Genomic DNA, 19,985 nt, shown 5'->3' on the forward strand with positions numbered 1-19,985 from the left:
TTTTACCTTTGTTCTTTCACAAAACGGTCAGCCCAACGTTGGATATAGCGTTGTGGGAATGACAGGATGGTAACAAATAGTGCGTAGATAACAGCAACTAATAGATACATTTGTAATGGTTCAAAATTAACAGCAGCTAGTTGTTGTGATAAGTAGAACATCTCAACAATTGTTACAACTGAAGCTAGTGACGTATCCTTCACTAATGCAACAAACGAGTTGGCTAATGTTGGAATAGAAATACGTGTTGCTTGTGGCAAAATGATGCGCAAAAATATTTGGCGATCAGTCATACCTAAAGCAGCAGCAGCTTCACGTTGTGTATCAGGGATGGATGAAATTGACGCACGAATAGCTTCGGACGCATAAGCACCTGTATTTAATGATAGAACCATCACGGCAGCTGACCAACCTGAAGGCGACAACCAACTAATACCTAATTTTGGTAAACCGTAGAAAACAACAAATAATTGCACAAGCATAGGGGTTGAACGGAAAATCCAAACATAAAATCCAAGAATAAATTTTAAAATGTGCCAACCAAGCTTACCAAATCCGGTAGCATGAGGGACATAAGATCGTAAAATAGCGACTGCAGCAGCAATCACAACGGCAATCACAAAAGAAATTAATGCTAATGGAATCGTATATTTAATACCAGCAACAATTAATTGTGGTGCATAAGTTGCAATAAATTGAAACATGAGTCATCCTTTCAAAAAATGAACACAAAAAAAGTGTTAAACAATCCTGATGAAATCAGGTGCCTAACACGTTTTTTACGATTATTAAAATGGTGTACACCAAGATAACCTACCGCAAAAACCGCGTTAGGCTCGCACAAGCAATATAGTTATTTGATGAAGCATGTAACATAATGATACTCCTTAAACGACAAATAAATAAACTAATAACTTACTTTATTCTAGGGGTCTAACTAATTAAATGCAAGTAAAATTTAATTAGTTGGCTAAATGTTGACAAAATGTTAGTAAACAGAGTATTATTTGCCTCAGTAACTAAGAGAGGTAATGTTTATGAATTTTAGGATGCGATGTTAAATTAACCGGTGAAATGACGTTAAATGAAAATAATTTAAACACCAGTTGAGGAAAAATAAAATGAATAAATATACAAAAATTGCAGCTGCTGCAGCTGTTACATTGACTGTAGCCAGTGTTGGCACATACGCAGCACTACCAAATGTTTCTGCTAAAGCAACACCAGCGTACCAAAAGAATTTGCATAAAAAAGGCACGTTAACGATTGGGCTGGAAGGAACATATTCACCCTATTCATATCGTGATAAGTCAGGTAAACTAACTGGCTTTGAGGTTGATTTGTCAAAGGCAGTTGCTAAAAAGTTAAATTTAAAGCCTGAATTCAGCCAAACAAAATTTGATTCATTAGTTGCTGGTTTGGGCGCAAACAAATATGATGTTGTTTATAATAACATGGGTAAGAATAAAGAACGTGAAAAGCACTATACGTTTGCAAGCCCATACCTATATACAAAAACAGTCATGATTACAAAACCTGATTCAGATATTAAATCAGCATCTGATTTAAAGGGTAAGCGATCAGCACAATCAGCTTCATCTAACTTTGGTCAAGCAGCTAAAAAAGCCGGAACAAAGATTGTTTCAGTTCCGGGGTTTGCAGAAGCTATCGATTTGATCAATTCTGGTAAAGCAGACGTAACGCTAAACTCACAAGATTCATGGGGAGTTTACAAAAAAGCACATCCTGAAACAAAATTGACGGCTAAGACGACTAAACTATTGGGTAATACATCTGCCTCACCAATGGTAAACAAGAAAGATAAAGCGTTAGCTAAAAAAATAACGAAGGCACAACAAGAATTGAAAAAAGATGGTACAATGTCGAAACTATCAGAGAAATATTTTGGATCTGATTTGACGAAAAAACCATAGAATAACGGTATAATATTAGTCTCAGGGGAATTTACCTTTGAGACTATTTTTAATTACCGAATTTGATGTTAATAGAGGTGTTTATTATGTTAATTGCTAAAAAAATTATTGTACGTGGTCGTGTACAGGGAGTTGGGTTTCGTTATTTCACAACAACGTTGGCTAAAGATATGGGCGTTGTAGGTGCTGTATGGAATAAGGACGATGGGTCAGTTCATATTGAAGCGCAAGCTGAAGAAAGTGTGATGGCAGATTTTGTGGCTAAAGTGGGCGAATCCCCCTCACCGTATGGCCGAGTTGACTCGGTAACTACGCAAGACATTGCAGTGCATGAAGATCAAAACAGTTTTCGTGAATTATAAATTGTTATCGTAGCCAGTAAGCAATGTTACATTGCATGACTGGTTTTTTTAATGTAAGCTGAGTTGTTAAGAGTTTTTAGGAGGCTTTGAAAAAATGGCTATTAAAACATGGTTGAAATTTGTTGAAGTGCAATCGTTGGTCGCGAGCGTGTTACCGTTAGTGCTAGGTAATCTATATGCAGTCATTACATATCGAGAGTTTAATGTTGGGTATGCAATTTTATTTGCAATTGTTGTCTTTTCATTACAAATGGTGGCAAATGTTTGGAATAATATTCAAGATTTTAAGTTAGCAACAAGTGATGAATGGAAAAATGGTGTGAATAACATTGTTGGTAATGGTGGTATTTCACAGCGTCAATCATGGTTAACGCTAGGCGTTTTAATTTTGATTGCGGCTGTTGGTGGCCTATGGTTAGCGTTCCAAACAGGATGGCCTTTATTTATCATGGGTATCATTGGATTTATTGTTACTTACTGGTACGCTGGGACGCCATTACCATTATCACGCACGCCATTTGGTGAATTAGCATCTGGTTTAACGATGGGTTATTTAATTTTCTTGAGCGCGACATATATTAATATTGCACCAACTTTTAATAGTGAGTTGGTTATCCATGCGATTATTGCTTCAGCGATTGCATGGTTTGCAATTGGTGATATTATGTTAGCTAATAATATTGGTGATTATGAAGAAGATGTTGCTGAGGGCCGGCATACGTTGGTTTGGCATTTGGGAAAGCCGCGGGCCATTAAAGCATTCGGTTGGATCTATATTGCAGGTTATGTGATGCTGATTATTGCAGTCTTGTTTGGTATTTTGCCTTGGTTAGCTTTAGTAGCATTATTATCATTGCCAATTGTAATGAAAAACGTACATGCTTTTCAAGCAAATCCAATTAAACCTAATTTTCCATTCGCAATTAAAAATGCCGTGGTTATTTCAATCACGTTGGCGATTGGTCTAGTATTAGCTTTGCTTTTTAATTAATAAAATTTAATTTTTAGGACTTGTTTCAGAGTGTCAACCTACCAAGATGTAACTGGTGAGGTTGACACTTTTTTTACGGTATTAGTTTTTAAACCCTGTGGAAAACTTGTGCATAAGTTTGTGGATAAAATTAATTTAAACTTAATTTGATTGTTACTTTATTCACAATTAAAGATAGTCATTATTAGTGCCAGAAAAGCTTGCAGGTGCGATTATCTGGTATAATTAGAAAAAATGAAAGTGAGGGTGCGAAGTGTTAGCATACTTAAAACGTTCCAAATTACTTTTTTGGACGCTTGAAATATTGGCTATTGCGTTATTGATTTTAGTTGTGACACAACTACGATTTATTTTAGAACCCATTAGTCAATTTATAGGGGCTGTTTTTGTGCCATTAATCATTTCGGGTTTTTTATATTATTTATTGAATCCAATTGTGGTATTTTTACAAAAGATTCCGTTGGGTAAAGTCAAGCATGTGAGCCGCAGTTGGGCGATTACAATTGTTATGTTATTGTTGGTTGGTATTTTAATTGCATTGTTATTAATGCTATTACCAACATTGGTGGATCAAATTACTGGATTGATACGTAATATTCCAGGATTAATTGATACTATTCAACAACTAGTTAATGAAATTAGTAAAATTAATATTGCAAAAGAGTATGGCATTAAACTAGATTTTAATAAAATACAAGATGAAGTGCAAAAATTTGGTCAAACCGTGGTAGCGGGGATGGCAACTAGCTTAAGTTCAGTAATCGGTAAATTAACCAATGTGACGATTACGGCAATTACAGTACCTGTTATGACGATTTATATGTTAAATGATGGTCATAAACTATCACCGTTTATTCAAAGAGTTTTTCCTAGCAAACAACAAGACCGTATTTCAGATGTTTTAAGTCGTTTAAATCAAACGATTGCCCAATATATTAGTGGACAAGCAATTGAAATGTTATTTGTTGGTTTCTTTACAACGATTGGTTATTTCATGATTGGTCAAAATTACGCATTGTTGTTAGGCGTGTTTGCAGGTGTAACCAATATTATTCCTTATGTTGGACCATATATTGGTTTGATTCCAGCTTTGTTTGTAGCAATTACTTATTCACCGTTACAAGCTTTATGGGTAATTATAGTTGTCCTAATTGTGCAACAGGTAGATAGTAATTTGATTTATCCCAAAATCATGGGAGCTTCATTGAACATACATCCGTTAACAATTATTATCTTATTATTAGCAGCTGGAAATATTGCAGGAATTGCAGGGATGATTTTAGCAGTACCTTTCTATGCCATTATTCGAACAATTACAGTTTATGCCTGGGAACTTTGGCGATTACATCAAAATAATGATGTCGTATCACAAGAAGATGAATCTGAAATTGATACAACAGTTTAAGGCATCATAAAAAATAATGAAATTGGCGCTTGTGTGTGGTATATTCCATATACGCAAGGCCTTTTTTATTTGGTATCAATTTTAATGAGGTAAAAGATTATGGCAGATGATTTACATTTAGGACAGATAATCGCAACTAATAACTTATATAAAGACTTAATTGGTGGAAAATTTGGTATTGAATTGGAAGCGCACCGAGTGTCTAAGGCGGGGCGTCTAAGTAGAATTGATCATTCGGCTAAACTTGGGTCAAGACGGATGCATCCATATTTACAAACGGATTATAGTGAAACGCAAGCAGAGTTGGTGACGGAACCCGTAGATTCATTTGAAACAGCGCGTGACCGTCTATTACAGCTACAGTGGGTTTTACGTCATCACATGGCGGATGATGAATCGATTTGGCCTTTAAGCATGCCACCAGAATTGAAACAAGACGATTTACAATGGTTAGATGAAAAATTTGAACGTACCTGGATGCAAGACTATCGTAATTGGTTGATGCATAAATATGGTTCAACTCATGAAATAATGACCGGATTACATTTAAATTATTCGTTACCACAGGATTTATTACAGCATCTATTTCAAGCAAGTGATGCGGCTGATTTTAATGTGTTTAAAGATCAAGTTTACTTTCATTTGGGACAACAAATAGTTGCACATCAATGGTTGTTCAACTATTTGTTTGGCGCAACGCCATTTAATTTAAATGATACTGATTCAAGAACGCCACAGTTTAGCCAACCAGTTCGTTCGTTACGGACCAGTGAATATGGTTTTGTTAATGATCGTGGTGAAAAATTAGCGTATGTTGGTGACTATGAAAAATACAAGCGGCAAATTGAAAAGCTATTAGCTGAAGGAAAATTATTTTCGGAACATGAAATTTATGGTCCTGTTCGATTTAAGAAAATAGCAGCCGATAATCCAAGCGTGGATTATTTGGAAATTCGTTTGGTGGACACAAATCCGTTTGATATTGCTGGTATATCAGAAAATGAATTGAATTTGATTCATTTATTATTAATTTATTTCATCATTAATGATGAAAAGTTGAGTGATGAGGTATTGCAAGGACAAGACGAAACGGCTAATGAAGTGTCATTACAAAAACCCACTGATGCTTTAACTAATAAAGATGCAGTACTTGTGATTATGCAAGAAATTTCGCGATTAGCCGATCATTTTGGGATGCGTTTTAATGATGGCTTGTCATTAATAACGGATCGCGTGTTAACACCAAGTAAAACACCAGCAGCCAAGATGTTGGCTGCAGCACCAGATGCAGCGACGATGCAGGTTTGGGCAACGCAATTAGGTAATGATCGTGCACGCTACTTTAAAGAGAATGAGCAAGCGTTATTTGCTGATTATTTTGGCATTAATCCATTGAGTGGTGTTGTTAAAGATGCTCTGACTGTTGGTGTACGAGTCATTGAATATGATAGCAATCACATTGTGCTAAGTGTGGGTGATCATGTTGAACGGGTGACTGAACCGGTTAATATAAATGAGCTTTTTCCAGAATTAATTATTAACTAACTTTAAATAAGTGATAAAATAGCAAATATTAGGTTAATGAAATGTTAATCGCTGGAGGAAGTTAAATATGAGAAGAGAACATCCCTTTGATTTTGAAAAATGGTATTCGTTTTTAGCTGATGCTACAGGTAAAGAAGTAGCTTGGGTGACAGATGAACATATGACAATGCATCCGGTTTATGATGAACAAATGTTGGCATTAGTGCAAGCATTTGAATGGTCTGATTTTTATGATCAAAATTATGATCGTACCTTACATCAAAAAGGATTAAATCAACTACGTGAAGAAGAAGTAGATATGATTGCGCGGACTAGTCTTGATTTTAGAGAATTGCGTGCTGTTGCTTCAATTGTTATCCATGGTGAACGTCGTCTTGAAGGTATGTGGGCAGCGATGCTGGAAAAAGGTATTTTGTATCGTTTATTGCAACGGTTGCAGAGTCAAACGCCAACAGATTTTCCAGGACCAAATTATTAGATGAAAATCTATTCTAAAATAACCGTCGGCTTAATAAGTTAAGACGGTTATTTTTTTGGCATTTAATATTAATTTTGGATGAATGCTTTCATAATGTATCATTCATTTTTATACTAATAAAAAATAATGTAGCGACTTATTTTTAAATGATTATTGTATGGAAAAATTAAATGAAATTTTGAAAATTATAAAATTTCTTATATACTAGTTAATATGAAATTTTTAAAATATCGTAAACATGATGTCGTTATGAAAAAGGGAGTGTGAAGATGTCACAACAAAAAGGATCCCCACAGAAACTAGACAGAGGGTTAACTGGTCGCCATGTTGAGATGATTGCCTTAGGTGGAACAATTGGAACAGGTTTGTTCCTGGGGGCAGGTCGTTCAATTAGTGCAGCTGGGCCAGCCATTTTAATTGTTTACGCAATTGTCGGGATGTTTATGTTTTGGATGATGCGAGCGTTAGGTGAGCTGTTGCTAACAGATCCTAACCGCGCAACATTCGTTGGTTTTATTGAAAAATACGTCGGACCTAAAGCCGGGTTTATCATTGGATGGACTTATTGGATTGGGTGGATTACGATTGCCATGGCTGAATTAACAGCGGTGGGAACTTATATGTCTTTTTGGTTTCCAAATATTCCAATTTGGATATGGGAGTTGATTATTTTAGCCATGTTGTACGGTATTAATATTATTGCCGTAGCAGCCTTTGGTGAAACTGAATTTTGGTTCTCAATGATTAAGATTATTGCCATTGTTGCTATGATTGCAACGGGTGTGATTATGATGGTGATGCACACCAAAACATCATCAGGAGTTACTTCAATTAGTAATTTATGGCAGCATGGCTTTATTGCTGATGGTGGTAGTCACTTATTGGCAGCCTTTCAAATGGTATTCTTTGCTTTCTTAGGTATTGAATTTGTGGGGATGACGGCTGCTGAAGCGCAAGATCCTTATAAAAATATTCCAAAAGCAATTAACTCAATTATCGTTCGTATTTTAATTTTCTATATTGGTGCTTTAATTGCCATTATGAGTATTCAACCATGGACAAATTATCATGCTGGTGAATCACCCTTTGTTCAAGTGTTCGCAGGAATTGGTATTACAGGAGCTGCCGGTATTATTAACTTTGTTGTTTTAACAGCAGCAGCATCATCATTAAATAGTGCTATTTTCACAACAGGTCGTATGTTATTCTCGTTATCAAAAGGTAAGGGATATGCTGGTAAAATAAATAAGCGGTATATTCCAAATAATGCGATTAATATTTCAGTATTACTGGTTGCATTAGCTGTTGTGTTGAATTTCTTCTTCCCAGCCAATGCGTTCGATTTGGTGACGTCAATTGCATCAGCTGCGTTTGTTGTGATGTATGCAGTCTTGGTTTACGCACACGTTAAGTACCGTAAAACGGATGATTTCAAAAAAGGAAAGCAATTGTTTAAGATGCCTGGGGCACCGGTTACGGATTATCTAACAATTGCATTCTTGATTGGTATTTTTTTGATTTTACTCTTTACGAAGGATACAATGCCAACAACGGTATTAGCAATTGTGTGGTTTGTCATTATGATTGTAATAAGTTTACGAATAAAAACTAAAAAATAGTGTATTATGAAGGATAGTTAGATAGGCAACTATCCTTTTTTATTATTTCTAATAGGAGGCTTACTAAAATGGCAGAAAAATTTATTGAACGGCCTTATACACGGACGTTTGCACAAACAGATTATATTAAACAACAATGGCAAGATGTCGCTTATATGGCTGGTGATCGTCATGATTTAGATATTTATTTACCAAATGAAGGCCAAGGACCATTCCCTGTTATTGTGGATGTATTTGGTGGTGGATTAGTATTTGGTGACAAAAGTTCGCACAAGCTTGATCCAGCATTAAAGTTATTAGATCAAGGATATGCAGTTGTAAGTATCTCATACACGTGGATTCAAGATGCAGCATTTCCAACACAAATTTATGAAGTTAAAGCAGCAATTCGTTTCTTACGGGCACACGCAACAGAGTATCAACTTGATATGGATCATGTCGCATTAATGGGTGAATCATCAGGTGCACATTTAGCTTTATTAGCAGGGGTAACGGCAACGGCAGATGAAATGTCTAATCGTGAGTTTGGTGAAAATGCGGATGAATCTGAACAAGTAAATGCAATTATTGCGCTTTACGGACCGTATGAATTTGACAAGTTTGTGCCACAGTTTAAAGAAAGTGGCGTTGTACCAAATTATTCTGAAACTGGAACAGCAGAGTCATTTGAAGGGCAGATGTTTAATAAACAAGCACCAAAAGATGTACCAGATAAGGTTAAGGAATACAACCCAGCAACATATTTCAGCGCAACAATGCCACCAATATTAGCATTTGTTGGTACTGCTGATGTGATTGTGCCATACCAACAAACAGTGAATATGATAGCAGCAGCACGTAATTTTGTGAGTGATGATCGTGCTGAAATTCATGTTATTGACGGTAAAGGTCATGGACCGGGTGCTTATATGACACCAGAAAACACAGCAATTAAAGCTGCTTTTCTAAAAAAATGGTTATAAATTGAGGTTAAAGAATGCTAGGTGCTTTTGGAAAAACATTTTTTCGCGCAACACCGCAACAGTTATTTATGCAATTAATGATTGACGTGATATGGTACTTGATTTTTAAACCAAGTGATTCATTTTCGTTGTGGGTGTACATTATCATTTTGCCAGGCTTTGATTTAGTATCAGCCATTGGTAGTTTTTGGAATTATGTGAAGGATAATAAGCAAAAATCAAATAAATAATGTTTCACGTGAAACATTTAATTAAAAGACTACTTATACAGAAAGTAGTCTTTTTTGCGTTCAATAATAAAAACGTAACGTTTAATATTTTTTGGTTGTAAGTGAATAAATCAATTTAAGATTAATTGATGTATGTAAGAAGGGTTAGAGTTTTGACTAAATTTAAATATTAAGACAATTTTTAGTGGACTTTTTAATCTGAGATTTGTCTTTTTATATAACCAGTTATTGAATATCAATAATTAATGTAATAGGCAATGTCAATGATGGAGGAAAATTTGTGTTAGAGATAATAATATTAGAAGATGGGCAGCAACAACTAACTTGGATATCTAATTTTATTAAACGATATACCAAATTTGAGGAATTAGCGGTGACTATTAAAACTGCTACACCTGACATTGAACGAATAAAGAATGTCATTCAAACAAGCTCACATCAAAATTTTTTGTTTTTTTTATATGTTACGAATGACGAAGGAATTAGATTAGGAAAATATATCAGGAAAAAATTACCAGCGGCTAATCTAGTATTTATTGCTGCATGTGAAGAACCGTTATCATCAATATTGAAACATCGGCTAGCACCGTTAGATTATATTTTTGATTTAACAAACGATGATTTGGTTGAAGAAGCAATCCGTAAAGATATTAATATCGCTTTAAAACGAACCGTTGATCATATGTACAATAATCCAGAGAAATTCGTGTATAAATTACAGAATTGTTATTATGATGTGCCGATGTCTGAAATACTGTATATCGCCTCTAAACCAAATTATGTTAATCGCGTTATTTTATATACAAAAAACGCAGCGATTGAATTAAATGATTCCTTATCCAATATTGAAAAAAGACATCCAACGTTATTTCGCTCTCATAAAGGGTTTATTGTTAATTTATCAGCTGTTAATTATGTTGATGTCCAAGCTAATCGAATTTACTTTCGTAGTCATGAAGACTTATTTTGCCCAATATCGGTGCGAAAGAAGCAACGCTTTAAAGAAATTTGGCGACAAGAGAAATTATAAATTAGCAACGAATACTAGTGAGAAATTAACGTTAAATTCTTTTTTATCTGAATTTGTAAATTAAATTTATTATTAGGAGTGTGGAAGGAGGAAATGTAGTATATCGGTACAGTCATGGTATATGAAAAAGTAAAATGATATTTTCAAATAAATATAGTCGATTAATACCATTGCATTTGTTGCTATTTATCGTTAGTTGTCGTGTTCCTGATTTAATTAAAACAGATCAATTTTTGTTGGAAGAAAGTTTTCGTACTTACGGGGCTTTGGCTATTGTTATTTATATGGAAGTTAGGACGTACCGGAAAATAAATAATAGTCTTGGGTAGATAGTGATTGAAACATTTTAAAATTGGGCAGTTAACATTTGTTTTTATGACTATGTATTGTTAGAAATTGTAATTGAAGTATTAAATAGTGGTAGAGAATTAGGAGATAAAAATGGAAAATCAATATCAAGTATTAACAATTGATGAAATGGCAACAATCGTTGGTGGTAAAGGTAAGAAGAAAAATTGGAGTAAGTGCTATGCAGGAACTATAGGAAGTGCAATGCTCGGTGCTACTGGAGGTCCAGTGACATATATTGGTGGGGCACTTGTTGGTTATGCAACATTTTGTCAATAAAATGATAGTAGTTTATACAAAGATTAATTAGAACTAGCGTTAAATACCATCGTTAGATTTTTAGCAAAAAGTTTAACGATGGTATTTGCTGTTAGTTAATTTCCAATTTATTTAAGGAGGATTAGATATGCATGAAGCAATTAAAATGTTGGATTCTTATGAAACAATGAATTCGCAAGAATTGATGGTAATTAGTGGTGGTTTAAATAAGGTTGCATATGATATTGGTCATAAGTTGGGAATCGTAGTTAATGTGTATTCGACGGTGTCAGGTATTCGACGAGGCGGAAATTTTAAACGACGTCATTAGTAAACAGGAGATGTGTTATGGATAAATTTGTATATGAGAATTATAAAGCAGTGAGTGAAGCCGAGTTAGTTAATATTTCTGGAGGAGCAAAACATCCTGTTAGGCAGTGGTTATGGCATAAAGCTGGGGATCCAGTTGTTAGTTTTGGAAAAGGGTTTTTAAAAGCATTTGGGTAATCCAACTCAGATATGTTATGAACATTTAAAATGTTGACTTTTATAAAATAAAAAATGAATTTAGTTAAAATTACTTATAAAGTAGTACTTTCATATTTTTTCATCATTCCGTTTAGCTTTTATTGTGCAGTTACTGTACCGTACGTTGGATTACTGACATCTTTTTTAGGAGGTATAATTTCGTTACTATTGATGTTTGGTAGTCAACAGGTATTTTTATTATTGAAACCAATGAATAAACCTTTTTTATGGCAAATGGTTCGGTTATTAGTTTTAGCTTTTTTAATACGATTAGTATTAGTGTGGATAATGGTGATGTTTGATTTTCAAAATACAGACAATGTAATTGGTAATGGATATATCACTCAGTTAGTTCATGCGGATATAGTAACAAAATTAATTTTATTAGTTTTGTTACTAATAGAGATGACGGGGGAAGAATTGTTATTAGCTAGCGTCATATTACCAATGCTTTCTTATTTAAAAAAATTGAATTACTCATGGATATTTAGTGTTTTTATTGGGAGTTTGTTATTTTCTTTAATGCATTTATACGCCTATGATTTTAATATTTGTTTTTGTGTTATTGCAGGACTATCGCATATACCAATGATTCAAGCATGGAAAGTTACGAATTCTTTACGTGGTGGTATATATATACATATTTTTTATAATATGATTTCGATATTTCCAGCTTTACTACTTTAGTTTTTTAATGGTTGGAGAATTTTGTGTGATTATGAAAAAAATAAATTACATACCACAAGTTGATGAGTCCGATTGTGGTGTTGCTGCATTAGCTATGATTTTATCAAATTATGGCACGAAACTATCATTAACTAAATTACGTAATATGGCAAAAACAAATACTGAAGGGACAACCGCTTTAGGAATTGTTTATACAGCTCAAAATTTAAACTTTACAGCAGTTTCTATACGTGCCGATTTAAATTTATTTAATAAAAAAGATATCCCTTATCCTTTTATAGCGCATGTAATTAAGAAAGAAAATATCCACATTACTATGTTGTTTATGGTGCCAAAGGTGATAAGTTATTAATTGCAGATCCAGATAGCACCGTGGGTAAAATAAAAATGACTAAAGCGCATTTTAACAAGGAATGGACCGGTGTGTCCATTTTTATTGCGCCTAATGTAAGTTACAAACCTGTCAAAGAAAAAAAGCAGTCTTTAGGTTCATTAGCATTCATAATTTTTCGTCAAAAACTGTTAATGATTAATATAATTGTTGCTGCTTTATTAGTTACTTTAGTCAGTGTTTTTGGAACATATTATTTACAAACAATTATTGACGTATACATTCCAAATAATATGAAGAACACTTTAGGTGTTGTATCGTTAGGATTGATTTTTGCATATGTTATTCAGCAATTATTGTCCTATGCGAGGGATTACCTGTTAATTGTATTAGGGCAGCGCCTTTCAATTGATATTATTTTATCGTATATAAAACATATTTTTGAATTACCAATGTCATTCTTTTCAACGCGCCGTACGGGTGAAATTGTTAGTCGTTTTACTGACGCCAATACGATTATTGAAGCATTAGCTAGTACTATGATATCAATTTTTTTAGATTTAGGAATTCTAGTGATCATTGGAACAGTTCTGGCTATTCAAAATACAACTTTATTTTTAATTTCTTTACTTGCTATTCCGGCGTATTTTTTAGTTATTTGGTTATTTATGCGCCCTTTTTCAAAGTTAAATAATAATCAAATGGAAGCTGGTTCAATGTTAAGTTCTTCAATTATTGAGGATGTTAATGGGATTGAGACGATTAAGGCTCTAAACAGTGAGGCAGTAGCTTATCGTAAGATTGATCATGAATTTATTGCATATTTAGAAAAAGCATTTTTGTATTCTAAAACAGAAGCCATTCAAAATGCTATAAAAGGATTATTGCACCTTGCTTTAAATGTGTTGATTTTGTGGGTCGGTGCTCAACTTGTGATGATTGATAAAATTAGTGTCGGTCAGCTTTTTACGTATAATGCACTATTAGGATTTTTTACTGACCCATTACAAAATATCATTAATTTACAAACAAAACTTCAGCAAGCATCGGTTGCTAATAACCGGTTAAATGAAATTTATTTGGTAAATTCTGAATTTAAAGATAGCAAACAAGGAATACACAGAATTCATCAAAATAGTTCTTTAATTGTTGAAAATGTTAGTTATAAGTATGGGTTTGGGTTGCCTGTTATTGATGATATTTCGTTGCTTATTAAGCCTGGGGAAAAAATAGCTTTAGTTGGGACTAGTGGCTCTGGTAAGTCAACTTTCGCTAAACTGTTAGTTAATTTTTTTGAGCCTGATAGTGGTCTAATATTACTAGATAAAACGAAATTAAATGACATTAATAAACATGATTTAAGAGCGTATATTAATTATCTACCTCACGAACCGTTTATTTTTTCAGGATCAATAATGGATAATCTTTTGTTGGGTGCTAAGCCTGGTACAACGCAAGAAGACATCATTAATGCGGTTGAAATTGCGCAAATTAAAGATGATATTGAAAAAATGCCACAAGGATTTTGGACTGAGATTTCAGAAAGTGGAAACATTTCAGGTGGACAAAAACAACGCATTGCTTTGGCTAGAGCTATATTAGTTGATTCACCTATTCTTGTTTTAGATGAATCAACGAGTAATTTGGATGTCCTAATGGAGAAAAAAATTATTGATAATCTATTGATATTAAAAGAAAAGACAATAATTTTTGTTGCCCATCGTTTAACAATATCACAACGTGTTAATCGTATTTTGACCATGCAAAATGGAAAGATTGTTGAAGACGGTTCACACAATACATTACTACAATCAGATGGCTATTATGCATCATTATTTAATGATTAAGGAGTTTGCATGGTTGAATATCAAGATTTGGAAAGTGGTGAATTTTATCAACGACGGTATCGGAATTTTCCAACTTTAATTATTTTTCCTACTCTATTGTTAATTGTTTTCATTGTACTATTTAGTTTTTTTCTGAAACGAGAAATTATTGCTAAATTTAGTGGTGCGATTATTCCAGAAAAAATCATAACGGATGTCCAATCGACCAGCGATAATATGATATGTACTAATCAATTAGAAGAAAATAAAGTAGTAAATAAAGGGGATATTTTAGTTACTTTTAAAAATGAGAATGAAAAGAGTGAAATCCAAAACGGTCATAAAAAAATAATCAGTCATAAAGAGCATCTACGGAGTCTTAATGTATATAAGCGAAGTATTATTGACGGTCGTAATCAATTTAATGGTGTCGATAAATTTGGATATGATCGTTTGTTTCATGGTTATATTTCTCAAATTAATAATTTAAATAATGAGTTTGAACAACAACAAATTGATAAAAAAATAGCTAATCAGCAACTTAATGAGCAAATAGATGTTTTAAGAAAAATACAACGTAACAATCAAAACAAAATATCAGATTTCAAATCTATAATGGATGCTGTTACAAAAAGCACAAAAATGGATGCTGACAATCAATATAAATTTATTTATGATGATTATTATGCGCAATTCAAAAGCACTCAAATAATGAGTGAAAAAGTACAGATTAAAGAGAACATGATTAGCAGTATCTTGCAAAAAATAGAACAACTCCAGGCAACTAATGATTCATACGATATTCAAATTGCAGGTATTTTGAAAAATAATTTTTTGTCAAAAAATAGTACATTAGATAAAATTACTAATCTTCAACAGCAACAATTAGCTACAATTCAAAAAGAAATTAATAAGCAACAGCAAATATTAGATGAATTGGAAGTTAAACAGTCAATGGCAAATCAGCATTATCAAGATACAGTCTTGAAGTCACCAAAGAAAGGTATACTACACTTAATTAACAATAAAAGTAGAATGACGTATCTACCTAAAGGAACAACGATTGCTCAAATTTATCCTCTACTCACTAGGAAAACAAAGTTGAATATTGAGTCTTATATTGCTGAAAAGGATATTACAGGTTTAAAAAAAGGACAGAAAATAAAATTTATAGTTAAGCAAAATGGTTCTAAAATATTGAAATTAAAGGGAACGGTTAAAACAATTAGTGACGTACCTACAGATGTTAAAGAGGGTTCGTTTTATAAATGTGTAGCTAATATCTTTGTTGATGGAAATGAAAGGAAACAAATTAAATACGGCCTAAATGGTGAAGTAATAATTATTAAAGGAACTAAAACATGGTTTAATTATTACAAAGACATTCTTTTAGGTAGAGATTTCTCAGATAAATAATTCATGTGTATTCTTAATTATTTATCTGAAATAAGATTTAGTGTTGATTTTAATACATGCTAAAAGTTAATACAAAATAGTCGAATAACAAGACCATTTTGTTATTGGTTGGAAATGACATATTTAATGACTCTCGTACAAATTTATTTATCCATCTATTATTGGGTATGATTTTAGGAGTTATTTATAGTTGTACTCCAAAAATATGGCATGGGTTTGGTTTACATAGTCTGCATGTATTTTGTATTTATGCATAAATATTTTAATTTAAGGAAAAATTAATGATTAAAAATAGTGGATATGTACTAGTAGTAATTGCGTGTTTAATAACATTGTCACCGTTACTCTATATGTTAGATAATATTTTTACATTCTTAATTGTTCAAAGTTATGGACCAATACTTTTGTTAGGATTAGGATTAGCATTTGTTTTTGGAAACCAGGATTGGCCTAATAATGTAGTACCTGTTGGTTCTATCAGTCTACTATTTTCTTTATTTGCTGATTTATTATCTATTTATCTACAACCACAAATAAATGCATTGGCACACTATAGTAGTACACAAAATTTGATCGTAAGTGTTAGTGAGCCGACACTATCAGGTATTATTATGATCCTTATATTTGATTTTTTTGTAACTTATGGTGTTTCATTTGTATTTGTTGCTAATAATTTTTTTGGATTCAAAAATAAAGTGGTAGGAAATTAAATGGTCTGCTATGTTGTATGTCTCTATCCTTTTAGCGTGAAAGTAAAAATTTCACGCTTTTATTTTGTCTTTTCACATACTTAAAATTAATAATTAATACTAAAATAATGATAATAATGGGTTATTAACGTCTTCTAATATTTGCTATCTCTAGCAAACATTGCGATACTGAAATATATATTTAATAAAGGAGATGAGTAAGTATGCGACAAATACTTGTTGATGTACACCTTCTGACAAAAAAATTTCAGCTTGAACAATTAAAAACATATTTTCAACGTGGAAATCTTAAAATGATTGGTCCTACCATAACTTACTATACGTTGTTATCATTGGTGCCAATTTTGATGAGTGTTGGTGCTGTGGCTAGTTTAGTAGGTATAGATGCGAATGAATTAGTTACACTATTATCACAACATCTGCCTAGTAACATCATGACGATTTTAGAACCAATTATTGAATCAGTGTTAAAAGGTGGTATAGGAATTCTATCGTTTTCAATTTTAACAACACTGTGGGCAGCTAGTTCGGTCCTTGCAATTATTCGTAAATCTTTTAATACAATATATGATGTTCCGGAACGAGTAAGTGGTTTATTTACGCGAGTATTTAGTTTTTTATGGTTATTGGTTATTCTAGTATCAGCTGGATTAATAATGATTGTTAGTGCCGTATTACCAGCAATTATTGCAGCCATACCAGGTATTCAGTGGCTTGAAATAATTACACAACAACGTTGGTTAATCACTTTAATTGGTCTTTGGTTAATCATTTGTGCACTAAATGAAACAATGCCTGCTAAAAGAGTCCCGTTTAAACCATTAATTATTGGTTCAGGAATTGAGGTTGTATTAATTATTTTTGTTAACTATTTTTTCGGTTGGTATGCACAGTTTACGGTGAAAAATGCCGGATTTTATCAATCTTTAGGGTCGTTATTGGTATTAATTGTTTATCTTAATTTAATTGGTACAATGTTAGTCGTTGGTCAAATTGTTATTGCTTGGTTAGACGGATTATTTTTAACAACTTTAAATCCAGTTGATGAAGTTCCTAAGGATGCAAAACGAATATCAGCTAAGCAATCATCAGTTAACCCTGGTAAAAAAATAATGCATCGGCATCAAAGACGACGCTAATATTATTCATAATGTTCCCAGTGAAGTTTGAACTTCTTGGGAATTTTTTTATAAGTCTTATCTAAGCATTTTCTAAACGCTGGCGTTATAATGATGGCGTATAAGATGTTGTTGTCTTTATTAAGGGGGATATTATGACATACAAAACCACATATCCATATACTGGGGAAGTTTTGCAAACGTATGATGATGCAACTGCAGCAGATTTAGAAAAAGCATTAACAGTAGGTCATGATTTATATAAATCATGGCGTCATACATCTGTAAAGGAACGTGCTGATATATTAGCCAAAATTGCGGATGCTATTATTGCGCATAAGCAAGAATTAGCGCAAGCAATGACTTACGATATGGGAAAGTTATTGACTGAGGCAGAAGGTGAAGTTGACCTATGCGCTAGTATTGTTTCGTATTACGCAGAAAAAGGTGAAGAATTCATGGCTGATACGCCATTGGAAACACCCGCGGGTAATGCACATTATATTAAGCAATCAACGGGTATTATTGTTGCCGTAGAACCATGGAATTTCCCGCTATATCAAGTTGTTCGTGTATTTGCACCGAACTTTATTGTTGGAAATCCTATTATTTTAAAGCATGCTTCAATTTGTCCAAAGTCTGCACAATTATTTGCAGATATCGTTTTAGAGGCTGGTGCACCTGAGGGAGCACTCAATAACTTGTTTATTGATTATGACTTGGTTTCGAAGGCCATTCATGATCCACGTGTAGCTGGTGTTTGTTTGACTGGTTCAGAACGTGGTGGAGCATCCGTTGCCAAGGAGGCCGGTGAAGCATTAAAGAAGTCAACTTTGGAACTTGGCGGTAACGATGCCTTTATCATTTTGGATGATGCTGATTGGGATGAAGTTAAAGCAGTCGCACCAGGAGCGCGTCTATATAATGCTGGTCAAGTCTGCACATCGTCAAAGCGATTTATTGTGATGGCTGATAAGTATGATGAGTTTGTTGATGTGTTAAAGGATAGTTTTTCAAAGGCTAAAGTAGGTGATCCAATGGATCCGGCTACTGATGTGGCACCTTTATCATCAAAGAGTGCTCAAGAAAAGTTGCAAAAGCAAGTGCAAACGGCGATTGATGGTGGTGCAACCTTGGTTTATCGTCAAGATCCTGTTGGTGGGGATGGTTTCTTCTTTGAACCAACAATTTTGACAGATATTACCAAGGATAATCCAATTTATAACCAAGAGATGTTTGGGCCTGTTGCTTCAGTATACAAGGTAAACTCGGAAGAGGAAGCAATTGCCTTGGCTAATGATTCAAGTTATGGTCTTGGTAACACGATCTTCTCAAGTGATATTGAGCATGCACAACGCGTAGCAGCTCAAATTGAGACTGGAATGTCATTTATTAATTCAGGTTGGGCATCATTGCCTGAATTACCATTTGGTGGTGTCAAGAACTCTGGTTATGGTCGCGAGTTGAGTGAATTAGGATTGAATGCCTTTGTCAATGAGCATTTAATTTTTGAACCAACTAAGTAAAATATACGAAAGAACATGCTCCGATAATTTTCAGAACATGTTCTTTTTTGTTTTAACTAGTTAGTGACCAAACCATAAATTAGAAAAGAAAGCACCGATACCAACACCGTCATTAACGTTGTTAACTTCAGAAATGGTCAAAATAATTCTAGTAAGAAATTTAGGTGTTTGATAGTTATGTTCTAATTGATATAAATTGATATTTGTTTTTAAGTCAATTAAGGCTTTATTGAGATTATGATTTTTTTGGCTATTAAATTTTTTGAAGAGTGCATCTAATTCTGGATCGGCTTTTGTTTCTGAAGAATTAGCATTTTGCTCAATTAAAGTGAGTAATTCAGTGATATGTTTTTTCATATTGCTATTTAACGGATATGGGCCAATCCATTTGCCCATGACTTATAAGAAATACGACCAACAGAACGCCATGCTTGATGCCAATCAGTTCGAACTTTGTTTCCGTTAGTATAAACACCATTACCCCAGTAATGCCAAGAGTTTTTCCCGCCAATAATATTAATTAATTCATCATCATCGATGATGGCGAATGAATATAATTTATGGTTCATAAATAAAAGTCCCTCCTTCGTATGATTGAAATTTAATACGATATAGATTATATCATTGCCTGTCAGATAGTAATTAATTACGATTAAACGTCGTATAAATGGATATTATCGT

General features: G+C 33.4%; 21 protein-coding genes and 1 pseudogene. 19 read left to right on the plus strand and 3 right to left on the minus strand.

Annotated elements, in window-relative coordinates:
• Positions 1 to 2: 2 nt before the first annotated feature.
• Positions 3 to 704, minus strand: a complete 702-nt coding sequence (locus FFM55_RS00580; protein ID WP_042492163.1) for an amino acid ABC transporter permease — start codon at positions 702 to 704, stop codon at positions 3 to 5.
• Positions 705 to 1,121: 417 nt separating this feature from the next.
• Here FFM55_RS00580 and FFM55_RS00585 point away from each other — a divergent pair, with 417 nt between their 5' ends.
• The 19 genes and pseudogenes from FFM55_RS00585 (at position 1,122) to FFM55_RS00670 (ending at position 19,304) form a co-directional block, all read left to right on the plus strand.
• The gene (locus tag FFM55_RS00585) at positions 1,122 to 1,934 is read left to right on the plus strand and encodes a transporter substrate-binding domain-containing protein (RefSeq protein ID WP_042492160.1); all 813 of its coding nucleotides are present in this window, start codon (positions 1,122 to 1,124) and stop codon (positions 1,932 to 1,934) included.
• Positions 1,935 to 2,020: 86 nt separating this feature from the next.
• On the plus strand, positions 2,021 to 2,296 hold the full coding sequence (locus tag FFM55_RS00590; protein ID WP_052348376.1) for an acylphosphatase: 276 nt from the start codon (positions 2,021 to 2,023) through the stop codon (positions 2,294 to 2,296).
• A gap of 94 nt (positions 2,297 to 2,390) precedes the next feature.
• A complete protein-coding gene (locus FFM55_RS00595) occupies positions 2,391 to 3,287 on the plus strand; it encodes a UbiA family prenyltransferase (RefSeq protein ID WP_042492158.1) in 897 nt (298 codons plus the stop codon).
• A 253-nt stretch (positions 3,288 to 3,540) separates the two neighbouring features.
• On the plus strand, positions 3,541 to 4,692 hold the full coding sequence (locus FFM55_RS00600; protein ID WP_137600359.1) for an AI-2E family transporter: 1,152 nt from the start codon (positions 3,541 to 3,543) through the stop codon (positions 4,690 to 4,692).
• Between the two features lie 99 nt (positions 4,693 to 4,791).
• Positions 4,792 to 6,237 carry a glutamate--cysteine ligase gene (locus FFM55_RS00605; RefSeq protein WP_042492155.1) on the plus strand — a complete coding sequence of 482 codons (1,446 nt, stop codon included), beginning with the start codon at positions 4,792 to 4,794 and terminating at the stop codon, positions 6,235 to 6,237.
• Positions 6,238 to 6,304: 67 nt separating this feature from the next.
• Entirely contained in the window at positions 6,305 to 6,715 is a 411-nt protein-coding gene (locus FFM55_RS00610) for a DUF6508 domain-containing protein (protein ID WP_042492153.1), read from the plus strand.
• Between the two features lie 269 nt (positions 6,716 to 6,984).
• Positions 6,985 to 8,334 carry an amino acid permease gene (locus FFM55_RS00615; protein ID WP_042492151.1) on the plus strand — a complete coding sequence of 450 codons (1,350 nt, stop codon included), beginning with the start codon at positions 6,985 to 6,987 and terminating at the stop codon, positions 8,332 to 8,334.
• A gap of 68 nt (positions 8,335 to 8,402) precedes the next feature.
• On the plus strand, positions 8,403 to 9,296 hold the full coding sequence (locus FFM55_RS00620) for an alpha/beta hydrolase (protein ID WP_042492150.1): 894 nt from the start codon (positions 8,403 to 8,405) through the stop codon (positions 9,294 to 9,296).
• A 14-nt stretch (positions 9,297 to 9,310) separates the two neighbouring features.
• Entirely contained in the window at positions 9,311 to 9,526 is a 216-nt protein-coding gene (locus FFM55_RS00625; protein WP_042492148.1) for a hypothetical protein, read from the plus strand.
• 280 nt (positions 9,527 to 9,806) lie between these two features.
• Positions 9,807 to 10,556, plus strand: coding sequence for a LytR/AlgR family response regulator transcription factor (locus FFM55_RS00630; protein WP_042492147.1), 750 nt, complete (start codon positions 9,807 to 9,809; stop codon positions 10,554 to 10,556).
• 441 nt (positions 10,557 to 10,997) lie between these two features.
• A complete protein-coding gene (locus FFM55_RS00635; protein ID WP_042492141.1) occupies positions 10,998 to 11,183 on the plus strand; it encodes a Blp family class II bacteriocin in 186 nt (61 codons plus the stop codon).
• Positions 11,184 to 11,310: 127 nt separating this feature from the next.
• Positions 11,311 to 11,493, plus strand: a complete 183-nt coding sequence (locus tag FFM55_RS00640; RefSeq protein WP_137600360.1) for a hypothetical protein — start codon at positions 11,311 to 11,313, stop codon at positions 11,491 to 11,493.
• A 17-nt stretch (positions 11,494 to 11,510) separates the two neighbouring features.
• The gene (locus tag FFM55_RS09765) at positions 11,511 to 11,669 is read left to right on the plus strand and encodes a hypothetical protein (RefSeq protein WP_155982496.1); all 159 of its coding nucleotides are present in this window, start codon (positions 11,511 to 11,513) and stop codon (positions 11,667 to 11,669) included.
• Positions 11,670 to 11,984: 315 nt separating this feature from the next.
• Positions 11,985 to 12,377 (plus strand): CPBP family glutamic-type intramembrane protease, encoded by a 393-nt coding sequence (locus tag FFM55_RS09885; RefSeq protein ID WP_212741206.1) that lies wholly within the window; start codon positions 11,985 to 11,987, stop codon positions 12,375 to 12,377.
• Positions 12,378 to 12,408: 31 nt separating this feature from the next.
• Positions 12,409 to 14,555: pseudogene (locus FFM55_RS00650) on the plus strand (peptide cleavage/export ABC transporter).
• Between the two features lie 9 nt (positions 14,556 to 14,564).
• On the plus strand, positions 14,565 to 15,950 hold the full coding sequence (locus FFM55_RS00655; protein ID WP_137600362.1) for a bacteriocin secretion accessory protein: 1,386 nt from the start codon (positions 14,565 to 14,567) through the stop codon (positions 15,948 to 15,950).
• Between the two features lie 281 nt (positions 15,951 to 16,231).
• Entirely contained in the window at positions 16,232 to 16,660 is a 429-nt protein-coding gene (locus FFM55_RS00660) for a hypothetical protein (RefSeq protein WP_042492138.1), read from the plus strand.
• 203 nt (positions 16,661 to 16,863) lie between these two features.
• A complete protein-coding gene (locus tag FFM55_RS00665) occupies positions 16,864 to 17,799 on the plus strand; it encodes a YihY/virulence factor BrkB family protein (RefSeq protein WP_042492137.1) in 936 nt (311 codons plus the stop codon).
• Positions 17,800 to 17,933: 134 nt separating this feature from the next.
• Positions 17,934 to 19,304, plus strand: a complete 1,371-nt coding sequence (locus FFM55_RS00670; protein WP_042492135.1) for an NAD-dependent succinate-semialdehyde dehydrogenase — start codon at positions 17,934 to 17,936, stop codon at positions 19,302 to 19,304.
• 60 nt (positions 19,305 to 19,364) lie between these two features.
• Here FFM55_RS00670 and FFM55_RS00675 read toward each other — a convergent pair whose 3' ends face one another.
• Both FFM55_RS00675 and FFM55_RS00680 read right to left on the minus strand, forming a co-directional pair.
• Entirely contained in the window at positions 19,365 to 19,700 is a 336-nt protein-coding gene (locus tag FFM55_RS00675) for a hypothetical protein (RefSeq protein ID WP_170999637.1), read from the minus strand.
• Complete coding sequence (locus FFM55_RS00680; RefSeq protein ID WP_042492130.1) at positions 19,670 to 19,873, minus strand: leucocin A/sakacin P family class II bacteriocin; 204 nt, start codon at positions 19,871 to 19,873, stop codon at positions 19,670 to 19,672. Before FFM55_RS00680 ends, FFM55_RS00675 begins: the two co-directional genes overlap by 31 nt.
• Positions 19,874 to 19,985 lie beyond the last annotated feature (112 nt).

The sequence above is a fragment of the Weissella sagaensis genome (genome assembly GCF_005405285.1).
Taxonomy (GTDB): domain Bacteria; phylum Bacillota; class Bacilli; order Lactobacillales; family Lactobacillaceae; genus Weissella; species Weissella sagaensis.